Annotated in this window: 12 protein-coding genes and 1 pseudogene; 12 read left to right on the top strand and 1 reads right to left on the bottom strand. The window is 66.4% G+C overall.

The window, feature by feature from the left end; translation table 11 throughout:
* The 9 genes and pseudogenes from B0W80_RS32840 to B0W80_RS32800 all read left to right on the top strand — a co-directional run.
* Window positions 1–194 (top strand): annotated as a pseudogene (locus tag B0W80_RS32840) (maleylacetate reductase); the annotation flags it as partial.
* A gap of 47 nt (window positions 195–241) precedes the next feature.
* Window positions 242–1,495: an ABC transporter substrate-binding protein gene (locus B0W80_RS32835; RefSeq protein WP_077003333.1), complete on the top strand. Its 1,254-nt coding sequence runs from the start codon at window positions 242–244 to the stop codon at window positions 1,493–1,495.
* 13 nt (window positions 1,496–1,508) lie between these two features.
* A complete protein-coding gene (locus tag B0W80_RS32830) occupies window positions 1,509–2,228 on the top strand; it encodes an ABC transporter ATP-binding protein (RefSeq protein ID WP_077003332.1) in 720 nt (239 codons plus the stop codon).
* A complete protein-coding gene (locus B0W80_RS32825; RefSeq protein ID WP_077003331.1) occupies window positions 2,225–2,926 on the top strand; it encodes an ABC transporter ATP-binding protein in 702 nt (233 codons plus the stop codon). Before B0W80_RS32830 ends, B0W80_RS32825 begins: the two co-directional genes overlap by 4 nt.
* 11 nt (window positions 2,927–2,937) lie before the next feature.
* Window positions 2,938–3,798 (top strand): branched-chain amino acid ABC transporter permease, encoded by an 861-nt coding sequence (locus B0W80_RS32820; protein ID WP_077003330.1) that lies wholly within the window; start codon window positions 2,938–2,940, stop codon window positions 3,796–3,798.
* Window positions 3,799–3,805: 7 nt separating this feature from the next.
* Window positions 3,806–4,843: a branched-chain amino acid ABC transporter permease gene (locus B0W80_RS32815; RefSeq protein WP_077003329.1), complete on the top strand. Its 1,038-nt coding sequence runs from the start codon at window positions 3,806–3,808 to the stop codon at window positions 4,841–4,843.
* 449 nt (window positions 4,844–5,292) lie between these two features.
* On the top strand, window positions 5,293–5,508 hold the full coding sequence (locus B0W80_RS32810; protein WP_077003328.1) for a hypothetical protein: 216 nt from the start codon (window positions 5,293–5,295) through the stop codon (window positions 5,506–5,508).
* Between the two features lie 332 nt (window positions 5,509–5,840).
* A complete protein-coding gene (locus B0W80_RS32805; protein WP_179107083.1) occupies window positions 5,841–7,535 on the top strand; it encodes a type I secretion system permease/ATPase in 1,695 nt (564 codons plus the stop codon).
* 50 nt (window positions 7,536–7,585) lie between these two features.
* Window positions 7,586–8,893 carry an HlyD family type I secretion periplasmic adaptor subunit gene (locus tag B0W80_RS32800; RefSeq protein WP_077003334.1) on the top strand — a complete coding sequence of 436 codons (1,308 nt, stop codon included), beginning with the start codon at window positions 7,586–7,588 and terminating at the stop codon, window positions 8,891–8,893.
* Here the strand turns inward: B0W80_RS32800 and B0W80_RS35795 are convergent.
* Window positions 8,868–9,056 carry a hypothetical protein gene (locus B0W80_RS35795; protein WP_179107082.1) on the bottom strand — a complete coding sequence of 63 codons (189 nt, stop codon included), beginning with the start codon at window positions 9,054–9,056 and terminating at the stop codon, window positions 8,868–8,870. The two genes, B0W80_RS32800 and B0W80_RS35795, sit on opposite strands and share 26 nt — an antisense overlap.
* 36 nt (window positions 9,057–9,092) lie before the next feature.
* Here B0W80_RS35795 and B0W80_RS32795 point away from each other — a divergent pair, with 36 nt between their 5' ends.
* From B0W80_RS32795 to B0W80_RS32785, 3 genes are all read left to right on the top strand, one after another.
* Window positions 9,093–9,635, top strand: a complete 543-nt coding sequence (locus B0W80_RS32795) for a LuxR C-terminal-related transcriptional regulator (RefSeq protein WP_179107081.1) — start codon at window positions 9,093–9,095, stop codon at window positions 9,633–9,635.
* A 225-nt stretch (window positions 9,636–9,860) separates the two neighbouring features.
* Window positions 9,861–10,688 carry a hypothetical protein gene (locus B0W80_RS32790; RefSeq protein WP_218668985.1) on the top strand — a complete coding sequence of 276 codons (828 nt, stop codon included), beginning with the start codon at window positions 9,861–9,863 and terminating at the stop codon, window positions 10,686–10,688.
* The coding region (locus tag B0W80_RS32785; RefSeq protein WP_143684890.1) for a hypothetical protein at window positions 10,666–10,937 on the top strand (272 nt) is incomplete at its 3' end. The genes B0W80_RS32790 and B0W80_RS32785, both read left to right, overlap by 23 nt.

The raw sequence follows: 10,937 nt of genomic DNA, 5'->3' as shown, positions 1-10,937 counted from the left end.
TGCAGGCACTGGCCCGCGACAACGGCGCACCCACCGCGCTGAAGGACATCGGCATGAAGGAAGACGACCTGGACCGCGCCGCCGAGATCGCCGTGGCCAACCCCTACTGGAACCCGCGGCCCTTCGGCCCGGCCGAGCGCGATGCGATACGCGCGCTGCTGCAGCGCGCCTACATCGGCGCGCCGCCGGCCTGAGACATCGATTCCGCTTGCACAGGTCAACCACGAAGAAGGAGACAACCATGGCCCTCAACCGCAGACAGTTCACCCAGGCCGCGGCCGCCCTCGCAGCAGGCAGCGCCACACCGCTGGTGTTCGCCGCCGACACGCTGAAGATCGGCTACGTCTCGCCGCAGACCGGCCCGCTCGCGCCCTTCGGCGAGGCCGACAAGTGGGTCATCGACCAGATGAAGACGGCCTTCAAGGACGGCATCAGCGTGGGCGGCAAGAAGTACGCGGTGCAGATCGTGCTGAAGGACAGCCAATCCAACCCCAACCGTGCGGGCGAGGTCGCCAACGACCTGATCCTCAAGGACAAGGTCGCGCTGGTGCTCACGGCCGGGACGCCCGAGACCGCCAACCCGGTCAGCGACGCCTGCGAGCTGAACGAGGTGCCCTGCATCTCGAGCGTGGTGCCCTGGCAGCCCTGGTTCTTCGGTCGCAAGGGCGACCCGGCCAAGGGCTTCGCGTGGACGTACCACCTGTTCTGGGGGTTGGAGGACGTCATCGCCAACTTCACCAACGGCTGGAAGACCGTCGCCACCAACAAGAAGGTCGGCGGCCTGTTCCCGAACGACGGCGACGGCAATGCCTGGGGCGACAAGGAGCTGGGCTTCCCCAAGCCGCTGTCGCAGATGGGCTTCACGCTCACCGACCCGGGCCGCTTCCAGAACGGCACGCAGGACTTCAGCGCGCAGATCGCGGCCTTCAAGCGCGACGGCGTCGAGATCGTGACCGGCGTGGTCATTCCGCCCGATGCCAAGACCTTTCTCACGCAGGCGCGGCAGCAGGGCTTCAAGCCCAAGGTCATCACGCTCGGCAAGGCGCTGCTATTCCCCGGCGCGATCGAGGCGCTGGGCGACCTGGGCGACGGGCTGTCGACCGAAGTGTGGTGGAGCCCGTCGCATCCCTTCACGTCGAGCCTCACGAAGCAGAGCGCGAAGTCGCTGTCCGAGGCCTACGAGGCCGGCGCGAAGAAGCAGTGGACACAGCCCATCGGCTTTGCGCATGCGCTCTTCGAGGTGGCCTCCAATGCACTCTCGCGGGCCAAGTCGGTCAAGGCCGCCGACGTGCGCGATGCCGTCGCTGCGACTTCGCTCGACACCGTCGTCGGCCCGGTCAAGTGGGGCGGCCAGGGGCCGTTCAAGAACGTCAGCAAGACGCCGCTGGTGCTGGGCCAGTGGAACAAGGGCCAGAAGTACAAGTACGAGCTGACCTTGGTCAACAACGAAGCCGCGAACAACATCCCCGCCGGCGGCACGCTGAAGCTGCTGTGATCGGGCGCATGCAATGACACTTCTCGCGCTGCACGGCGTTCGCAAGTCCTACGGGGCGCTCAAGGTCACCGACGACATCACGCTCGCGGTGACCGAGGGCGAGACCCTGGGCATCCTCCGGCCGAACGGCGCGGGCAAGACCACGCTGTTCAACCTGATCTCGGGCGACGTGCGCGTCGACGCCGGGCGTGTCGAGTACGAAGGCCGCGACGTCACGAGCCTCAAGCCGCACCAGCGCTGCCATGCCGGCATCGGCCGCAGCTACCAGGTCCCGCAGCCCTTCGGCAACATGAGCGTGTTCGAGAACCTGGTTACCGCCGCCTGCTTCGGCGGCGGCCAGCCCGAGCGCGAGGCCTGGCACACCGCACACGAGGTGCTGGCCGAGACCGGCCTGATGGCGCATGCCAACAAGCCGGCCGGTGGGCTCACGCTGCTCAACCGCAAGCGCCTGGAGCTGGCGCGCGCCCTCGCCACGCGGCCCAAGCTGCTGCTGCTCGACGAAATAGCGGGCGGCCTGACCGAGCCCGAGGCGAAGGAACTCGTGGCGGAACTGCAGCGCATCAAAGCGCGCGGCGTGACCATGATCTGGATCGAGCACGTGGTTCATGCGCTGCTGTCGCTGGCCGATCGGCTCTTCGTCATCAACTTCGGGCAGAAGCTGGCGGAGGGTGAACCGCGGGCGGTGATTAACGATGCGGAAGTGCGGCGGGTGTACATGGGGATGGAAGCATGACGGCGCTGCTCGAAGCCCACGCCCTCCAAGCCTTCTACGGCGACGCACAGGCGCTCTTCGGCATCGACGTCGCGCTCGCGCAAGGCGAACTCGTCGCCATCATCGGCGCCAACGGTGCCGGCAAATCGACGCTGCTCAAATGCCTAACGGGCCTGGTGCGCGCGCCGCGCGAGGCAGTGCGATTCAAGGGTGATTCGATCGGCGGCCTGCCGCCCGGCGAGATCGTCAAGCGCGGCCTGGCCATGGTGCCCGAAGGCCGCCGCCTGTTCCCCAGCCTGAGCGTCGAGGAGAACCTGCTCATCGGCGGCCTTGCCGGCCGCAAGGGCCCGTGGAACCTGCAGCGCCTGTACGGCCTGTTCCCCATCCTCGCCGAGAAGCGCCACGACCCCGGCACGTCGCTGTCGGGCGGCCAGCAGCAGATGGTGGCGCTGGGCCGCGCGCTCATGAGCAACCCCGAGTTGCTGCTGTGCGACGAACTCTCGCTCGGCCTCGCGCCCATCGTCATCCGCGAGATCTACGCCGCCATGCCGGCCATCACCGGCGAAGGCATGACGGTCGCGATCGTCGAACAGGACGTGACCATGGCGCAGCGCGTATCGCAGCGCATCTACTGTCTGCAGGAGGGGCGCGTGTCGCTCACCGGACGTTCCGACGCACTGTCGCGCGAACAGATCTCGCAGGCCTATTTCGGCGTTTGAGGAGCCACGGAATGCTCGACATCCTCGTCCAAGGCATCCTGCTCGGCGGCCTCTACACGCTCTTCGCGCTGGGCCAGTCGCTGATGTTCGGCGTCATGCGGCTCACCAACACCGCGCAGGGCGACTTCATCATCCTCGGCGCCTTCGCCGTCATCGCCGGCACCGGGATCGCAGGCGGTGCGCCCTTCTTCGCCGCGCTGGCGGTGCTGCCGCTGGCCTTCGGATTCGGCTACGCGCTGCAGCGCTACGTGCTCAACGGCACGCTCGGCAAAGACCCGCTGCCTTCGCTGGTCGTGACCTTCGGCCTCTCGATCGTCATCCAGAACATGCTGCTGGAGCTGTTCTCCGCCGACCCACGGTCGATCGAGACCGATGGCTTCAACACGCGCGGCCTGGCGCTCGGCGATTCGCTCTCCGTCGGCGTGCTGCCGCTGGTGATCCTCGCCGTCGCGGTCGCCGCCACGGCGGCCCTGCAATGGCTGTTCGCGCGCACCGCCTTGGGCCGGTCGTTCCGTGCGGTCTCGGACGACCGCGAGATCGCCGAACTCATGGGCCTCGACGCCAGGAAGGTCTACGCCTTCGCGACCGCCATCGCCTTCGTGCTGATCGCCGTGGCCGGCGCGTTGCAGGGCATGCGCACGACGGTGTCGCCTTCCGACGGGCCGCTGCTGCTGCTCTTCGCCTTCGAGGCCGTGATCATCGGCGGCATGGGCTCCTTCTGGGGCACGCTGGCCGGCGCCATGATCCTCGGCATCACGCAGCAGATCGGCTTCAGGCTCGACCCGGGCTGGGGCATCTGGGTGGGCCACATCGTGTTCCTCGTCGTGCTGGTGCTGCGGCCGCAGGGACTGTTCCCCAAGACGCGAGGCTGACTCTGCCATGACACGCAACCCACCCCTCGCCACGCCCCACGACGCCGCGGCCTTCGACGTGGTGCGCAGCACGGCCGCGAGCCGCGCCGCGCTGGTCGTCGCCGTCGCGCTCGCGCTGCTCGCCGTCAGCCTGCCCTTCTGGGGCGAGTCGAGCTGGATGCGCGAGTTCGTCGAGATCGCCTGCTACTTCATCTTCGCGATGATGTGGAACCTGCTCGCCGGCTACGGCGGCATGGTCAGCATCGGGCAGCAGGCCTTCTTCGGCTTCGGCGGCTACGTGATGCTGATGCTGGGCAACTTCGCAGGGCTCGACCCCTTCCTCGCCATTCCGCTCGGCGCGCTCGCCGCGGGCCTCATCGCCGTGCCCGTGTCCTTCGTCGCCTTCCGCCTCTCGGGCGGCTACTTCGCCATCGGCACCTGGGTCATCGCCGAAGTCTTTCGCCTGAGCTTCGCCAACGTGTCGGCCGTGGGCGGCGGCTCGGGCACCACGCTCACCTCGCTGCGCGGCATCGACCGCGCCACCCGCGAGAGCGTGACCTACTGGATGGCGCTCGCCTGTGTCGTCGCCGCCGTCGCGTTGGTCTACCTCTTCCTGCGCAGCAAGCGCGGCCTGGCCTTGCTCGCCATCCGCGACAACGAGGTGGCCGCCGAGTCGCAGGGCATCCCGGTCGCGCGGATGAAGCTCGCGGTCTATGTCGTCGCCGCCTTCGGTGCCGGCCTGGCGGGCGCGCTCTACTTGGTCGGCAACCTGCGCATCAGCCCCGACGCCGCATTCAGCGTCAACTGGACGGCGTTCGCGATCTTCATGGTGGTCATCGGCGGCATCGGCCGCATCGAAGGCCCACTGGTCGGCGCACTCATCTTCTGGGCGCTCAACAAGTTCCTGAGCGACTACGGCACCTGGTACCTGCTGGGCCTGGGCGTGCTCGCGATCGTGGTGACGATCTTCTTCAAGCAGGGCTTGTGGGGGTTCGCGCAGCAGCGGTGGGGGTGGTCGTTGTTTCCGACGCAGCGGGTGTTGGTCGCTAGCACCGCGAGGCGATAACCTTCGGTCCAGCAAACTCTTTCAAGGGAGAAGATCGCCCGCGTCCGGTCGAAATAATGGGGGGATGATCGCTTCCGCCATCCCTATCCTCCAGGTTGCCAGCAGTGGGGAGATCGCACAGTTCGGCATGCTGGCCGTCGGCGTCGATGGCCGTTGTGCAGTCGAGAGAATGGGTACCCAGCGTACGCGGCTCCACGCGGGGCTCCCCTGGTTCCTGGCCGATATGCAGCCCTAAGGATTTCTGGCGCGAGCTTTGGCTCGTGCCAGAAGGGATCTGCAACTTGATAGCAACCCTGAGCATTGGACGGACGCACATGTCCTGAACGTGCTTTGCGAGGCTAGGGAAGATCTGCCGGGTAGTCTGATACTTGGCACAAAGTCCATCGAACGGTACGCACAAGCCACCGTCCGCGAACGATCGACGGTGCGCGGCTATCCAGCATTGGCTCGTGATCTACGCGCCGATCGCGGGTGAACTGGTGTCGCGCGACGACTTCGATCCTTCCCGGCTCGCGCCCACGGCCGACACGTTGCGCGTATGGGCGCACGCCAGTTCATTGGCCATCGCGTTCTGGCGGAGCGCGGCGGAGGACAAGCGCATCTCGGCTGGTTTTCGCGAGATGGCGAAGCGGCATCTGCGGAATCTCGAATCGCGTCAGGCTTAGCAAGTGCCAGCGGCGCAAGAGGACGGCTTTCAACAAGACCTTCCAAGCTGAAAACTGTCCTCTTCGAGCGGGGCTTATGTGGCCGAACAGCAGCTGATATTGGTTGTTGCACACGACGCAGCGACGCGTTAATCATGGAAAAGCCGGCGCAATAGTTACCCCTGTTCACAGTGCGTTCGCCACCCGCGCCAATCGCATGTCAGCCAGAAATCCGCTGGCAGAATCCCGCCACTCGACCAACAAGAAAATCAGGGTGGATTCCCATGCACTTCCCTCGCCGGCAGCGCCGCTCCGCTGTCGAATGGATGTCGTCCCGCGAGATCGGCGGGGCATTGCTGGCCGGTGCCGTCGCGCACCTGCTGCTTCTCGTACCCACGCTCGTCACGCTCCAGATCTACGACCGTGTCTTGAGCAGCCGACGCATGGAGACGCTCGGCATGTTGCTCGTTGCGGCGGGCTTGTCGTTGTCGACATGGTGGCTGGTCGAGACTGCCCGTGTGCGATGGCATGCGGCGCGGGCTTGCGAGTTGGAGCAGCACTTCGCGCGTGACCTTGTGCCCTGGCTGCTCCATATGCCGGGCTCGCAGGCCACCGCCGCATCGCAACAGCTCTGGCGGGACCTGGCAGCACTGCGCGCCGCGGCCGGCGGGCCGCTGACGATCGCGGTCACCGACTTGCCATGGACGCCGGTCTACCTGTTGGTCATCGCCGCCTTCCATCCGTGGCTGGGCGCCGTCGCACTCGCAGGCGTGCTGGTGTTGCTGGCACTCGCGTGGCTCACTGAGCGTCGTTTGCGAGAGCCGGCTGTGGAAGCCGAGCAGGCGCAGGCGGATGCGCAGCGCAAGGCAGGCGAAGTGGCTGGATGCATCGACATGCTGCAGAGCCATGGCCAGCAAACGCAGGTGGGCGATTCGCTGTTGTCGATCAAGTCTCGCGCCGCGCGCGTCCAACTGGAGGCCGAACTGCCCGGCCACAGCTTGAAGACCGCAGGCAAGCTTGCACGCCAGTCGCTGCAGGTGCTGATGCTGGCAACGGGCGCCTGGCTGGTCGCCAGCGGCCATGCGACGGGCGGCGTCATGGTCGCGGGCAGCATCCTGTTGGGCAAAGCCTTGATGCCGTTGGAGGTGCTGATCGGTGGGTGGAAGCCATTGCTGGAAGCGCGCAAGGCCCTGGACCGGCTTCTGCGAGCGCTCGCCGCGCAAGCTGCCCATGACCGGCTTATCCCCGAGACGATCTTGCCGCCGAGCCGTGGCGCACTTCGCGTGTCGGGCCTCGGCGTCAGGCCGGCGCTGACCGGTCGGACCATCCTCCATGCACTGGACTTCGCGTTGCCGCCCGGCAGCATGCTCGCCGTGCTCGGCCCCAGCGGATGCGGCAAGAGCACGCTTGCGCGCGTGCTGGCCGGCGTTCAGCCGCAGACCCACGGCGAGGTCGCGCTCGACGGTGCGGCACTGCACCAATACAGCCAGCAGGCGCGCGGCCAGGCCACGGGGTACCTGCCGCAGGACATCCTGCTGCACAGCGGGAGCGTGGCGCACAACATCGCGCGACTGTGGCAACCCGTCGACGAGCTGACGCGCGAGCAGAGCGACGCGGTGGTCGATGCGGCACGGCGTGCGGGGGCGCACGCACTGATCACGGCGCTGCCCAGGGGCTACGACACACTTCTTGGCGGCGACATTCAAGCGCACGCGCTTTCCGGTGGCCAGCGGCAGCGCATCGCCCTCGCCCGCGCCATCTACGCCACGCCCGGCGCCCGTCCTCCCAGCCTGATTGTGCTGGATGAGCCCAACAGCCAGCTCGATCCCGAGGGCGAGGGGGCGTTGGAGCACTGTCTGCGCGGCCTCCGCGAGCAAGGCAGCACCGTGGTCGCCATCACGCACCGTCCGCGGCTGATCGAGCTTGCCACGCACGTCCTGATGTTGCGGGACGGTCGCATCGAGCAGTTCGGACCGCGCGAGCAGGTACGGCAGTGGATGGCGCAGCGCGGTCCGCAGGCCATGAGGAGCAAGGCGGTACCCGCATGAAGGCGGAGTCGACGGCCTCGACCTTCGCAAGGACGGAGATGCGACATTCGATGCGCAGAGGCATCGCGGGTGCCTTGTTGGGTTTCGCCGCGCTCGGCGCGTGGGCAGCCCTCGCACCACTGGCTGCGGCGATCGTGTCCGAAGGCACTGTCCGCTCGCTGGGCCACCGCAAGACGGTGCAGCATGCCGAAGGCGGGATCGTCGCCGCCATCCACGTGAAGGACGGCGACCGTGTCGAGCAGGGGCAGACGCTCGTCACGCTGGCCGACGAGCGGGTGGCCGCCGGCGTGCGCGCCTTGCGCGAGCAGGCAGTTGCTGCCGCGCTGAAGGCGCAGCGGCTCAATGCGGAGACAAGCGGCCGGCCCTTCGTGCCTGATCTCGCGGTGCTGTCCGAATACACGTCCGACGACGAGTCGGCCCAGGCGGGCGCGCTTGCCAAGCGCGAACGCGAGGTGTTTGCGGCGCGCGCCCGGCAGCAGTCGGAGCAGGCCCACTGGCTCAACGAGCAGCTCGCGCAGGCCCGTCATGAGATCTCTACGCAACTGGGCCTGATCGAAACGACCATGACAGCGCTTCAATTGGCCCAGCGTGATCTGGATGCCAACGAGAAATTGCGCGCCGACGGATTCGTGAGCGCGGCCCGTGTGGCCGAGCTTCAGCGAACGCTCGCCGACTACCGTGCCCGCGTTCAGGCCGGGCAGGGCCAGCTTGCCCAGGCGCGCCAGCGACAGGCGGACATCCGCCTCAAACTCGCCGCGCAGCGCACGGAGTTCGCGCGTGCTGCAGCCGATGAGCTGAAGGACGTCACCGCCGGCCTCGCGCAGTTGGGCCAGCAGCTGAGGCCGGCAGCCGATGCCCAGGCGAGGCAGCGCATCACGGCACCGGTGGCCGGTGAGGTGGTCAACCTCCGGGTCCACACGGTTGGCGCTGCCATCGGCCCGCGCGAACCCGTGCTGGAGATCGTGCCGGCCGATTCGCCCCTCGTCGTCGAGGCTCGCATCGCCCCGGCCGACATCCGCGATGCGCAGCAGGTGCTGGCGGCGGAGAAGAAAGCCCAAGTGATGCTGAGCGCCTACCGCACGCGTTCGACGCCGCAGGTCGAGGGACGCTTGAGCTACATCGGTGCCGACCGGCTCACCGACCCGAGTGCGGCCGGCCCATCGGCACCGTACTACCTGGCGCACGTGACCATCAGCCCCGAGGCCCTGGCCGCCGCGAGCCGGCTTGCAGGCCAGACACTGGTGTTGTCGCCCGGCATGCAGGCCGAGGTCTTCATACCGACACAGGAACGCAGCGCCTGGCGCTACCTGTTCGATCCCGTTCTCGACGGGGTCAGGCGAAGCATGCGAGAGCGGTGAGCGGGCGATGGGCAATCGACGGTTCAAGCAATTGAGCGACGACGATCTGGAAGCGTGGGTCGCCGCGGTGACGCATCCGCTCGCGGCGGCCGACAGCTTGATGCCGTGGCTCGAAGGGCCATTGCGCCAGTTCTTCCCGTTCAAAGGCGTGGTGCTGGGACATGGCGAACTCATCGCAGGCCAACTCGTGGTGACCCACATGCTCGCCACCGGCCACGGCGATGACTATCTGCGCCAGATGTCGACCACCTTCGAGCTAGGCCAGCGTGGCTCGCTGGCGTGGTGGTTCGCGAGCCGGCAACCTTTCTACATCGATCCAAAGAAGCCGCCGCCGCACGCGAGCGCGTTCGAGCTCGACGAAATCGAGCGTTTCGCGCTCGGCAACGTGGCGGGGCATGGCGTGCTCAATGCCAAGGCCAATGCGGGAACGTACTTCGGCTTCGCTGGCGTGATGGAGCCGCTGGGCGACTGGCACCTGGAGGCCCTGACGCTGATCGCGCCGGTGCTGAACGACTTGATGCTGTCCCACATCGCATTGATCGAGCGGTCGGCGCCGTGCCGCTTCGAGCACTTGACGGCGAGGCAGAAGGACATCGTGCGTCAGCTCGCGGCCGGCAAGAGCAACAAGGCGATCGCGCTGGTGCTGGGGATCACGGAGAAGAGCGTTCGGAATCAGTTGGCAAAGGTTTACGCCAGTGTGGGGGTCGGCAGGCGGACGGAGCTGATCGCGTTGCTGAGGTAGGAGGGAGGCCGTACGTCTACCCGCAGGTTTAGGAACAAGAGTACTGATAGGCGATGGGGACCCTGTCGTTGTCGTTTTTTTGCGGTAGGGACATTTGTCACCTATGCACGGCGCCACGGACCCGCGAACATCCCGGCCGCACGTCGAGCGTTCGAGCGCGTGTGATCTGCATCGAGCACTTCATCGCCCGTCGACGCCGAGCAATTTTTCACTCAGAGAGGAAGCATGAGGTCAGAAGACAGAGCACATGCCTGGGCTCGGTTCAAAGCGCTGGTCGTCCAGAAGGAGCGAGCGAAGCGAAGAGCCGGGGCGAGGATGACATTCAACGCGTCCAGGACATCGCTGGTGTGCCTGGTTGTGATCATCGGGATGATGATCGGGCCCGTGGAGGCGTGGGCTCAAGGCACCTCGGCGGCTGACGCTGCCAAATCGAAGGCACCACCTGCAGCCGGTCATGGAAAGATCATGGCGACGCGGCTTCCCCCTCATCTCAAGCGGTTGATCGATGCCGCCAAGCGCTTAAATGAAGAGCCAGGCCTCATCCTCGACCGGGAGAAGATCGAGGAGGTCATTGGGGCTCGTCTCATCGGCAGTTCGCCTACGTGGGATTCTCAAGGGGGGCGAAGCCTTGTGGAGTCCTTCGAGAAGGATGGGCCCTTGGCTGCGCCGCTATGGCGAGGCCGCGTGGTCTATTACGACTACAAAGCCTCGGAGACGTGGAGCGTTTCGGTCGAACTCGGCTACGCGCAAAACCTCGTTGGCCCGGAGCTCATGTGCTATTCCTCGCGTCTTGTGGAGGCCTACTGGGGGAAGCCATTCATCTACAGGCCACCGGACGTTCATGCGCAACTCCAGGAATGGGCGCGCCCTTCGCATCTGCCGCCAACCGGCCCGCACGATGGCCAACCTTATACGGCGATATTCACCGCCCTACATCCTGACAGCGCAAACGTGAACTTCAAGGTCGGCCCTGAAACCTGCGTCGATCGCATATTGATTGGCAAGCTATTCAAGAGCAAGGAGTACGGTGATGACCGCATTTACCACGAATGACCCCATCTTCGTTCGCATTCGCGACACCGAGGGCGTGAATCCCGTTGCGTTGCAGAACTTCGTGAATGGTCTTAATCAGAATTCTTTCGCGAACGCGCAGGTAACCGCTATGGTCGCCCGAGGCGACGCGGTTTTCGAGCTGTTGCCGCACGCGGAACTCGTCAAACGGGGCGCTGCGGCGATGTACGATTCCGATCGAAACGCGGCGATCGTTGGCCGCGATGGGAAGCTCGCGGTCCAACTCGACGC

Source organism: Variovorax sp. KK3 (assembly GCF_001984055.1).
GTDB lineage: Bacteria > Pseudomonadota > Gammaproteobacteria > Burkholderiales > Burkholderiaceae_C > Variovorax.
Note: the sequence above shows the minus strand (reverse complement) of the source record. Positions and strands in the feature narration are given on the sequence as shown.